Source organism: Mesorhizobium sp. M7A.F.Ca.AU.002.02.1.1, assembly GCF_003998535.1.
Taxonomy (GTDB): Bacteria; Pseudomonadota; Alphaproteobacteria; order Rhizobiales; family Rhizobiaceae; genus Mesorhizobium; species Mesorhizobium ciceri.
Window position 1 is genome coordinate 1 of the sequence record NZ_RZPB01001231.1, and the last position, 1,133, is coordinate 1,133.

The following is a 1,133-nucleotide window of genomic DNA, read 5'->3' on the forward strand; positions in this document are numbered from 1 at the left end:
CTGTTGCGCAGGCTTGCGTCCGAACTCGCAGGGCCGACACCAGAAATCCCGCCTGTCATCCGCCTTGAGGCTGCGATTGCTGCTCAGGAGCACAGCACAATGGAACAGACAGAACGCCAGCTTGGCATCCCCTCGACATTTGTCTGCCCCGAATGTCACGGACCGCTTTGGGAGATCGAAGACGGGCCGATTACCCGTTACCGTTGTCACACTGGACATGCATTCGGAGCGGACGTTTTGATGCAGGCCCAGGCGGACGATGCGGAACAGGCCCTTTGGAGCCTTCTAAGAGCGCACCAGCAGCGGGCCGAGTTGGCGAAACGGACGGCGCAACGAGAAGCCGCTCGGGAAAGACATAGCTTGGCCAGCCAAATGGCTACGCGGGCCGCGGAACACGAAGCCGACGCGAAACTTATTGAAGAAATTATCCATCGTCGAAGGCCGTGACAAACACACGCCCCGACAACCATGACCTTATTTCGGTCCGGGGCTCACAGTACGGCGTTGGCGACTTGCCGGAAACCATGATCCCCCACAGAGACAGCGAGGGTGGTCAACACGAGTCATTCTTCAAACATCCTTCAATGCCGGCGGCAAACAACGATATTAGGTCACATTAGCGTCAGGCGGACGACGTCATTTCTACCTCGACGGCAGAAGGCGCCAATCGCATTTTCAGGCGTCTTGCAGTTCGAAAGCAATGATGGCAGCCTCAGCGACCGCATGCCGCTGGCGTTGGTGCGCAGCCATAATGAATAGCTAGGGCCGCGTCCTCATCCGTCGGGCGGCTCACGCACCAACTCGAACGTGACCTTCACGGAGAATAGGAGCTTGCTGGTGTGATCGCGGACATCGATGGCAACCTCTCTGAAAGTGCCGTCCGGCATCCGGTCTTTGGCTATTTCAAGCAACGCTCTTGCTGCCTCATCTTCAGCGGCTTCCCGGCTCGCAATTTCGGTTCCTTCAGGATCGGGAAAGACTTCGCCATCGTCGGTTAAATCAAAGAAGAAGCGGGCCATGCGACCCTAATTCCGAGCCCCCAAAAAGGTTTCCTTGTAGCGCTACTTGCTGGTGATCCAATCCACCAGGCCGGTTTCCATCTGCTCGCACCCGGTGAATTCATGTACCAGGCT

At 57.4% G+C, this 1,133-nt stretch carries 1 protein-coding gene and 1 pseudogene; one reads left to right on the forward strand and one right to left on the reverse strand.

The window, feature by feature from the left end:
- Positions 1-447, forward strand: a pseudogene (locus EN879_RS39595) (TFIIB-type zinc finger domain-containing protein); the annotation flags it as partial.
- A 326-nt stretch (positions 448-773) separates the two neighbouring features.
- On the opposite strand, the gene EN879_RS36730 reads toward EN879_RS39595, so the two are convergent.
- Positions 774-1,019, reverse strand: coding sequence for a hypothetical protein (locus EN879_RS36730; protein WP_063170814.1), 246 nt, complete (start codon positions 1,017-1,019; stop codon positions 774-776).
- Positions 1,020-1,133: the final 114 nt, after the last annotated feature.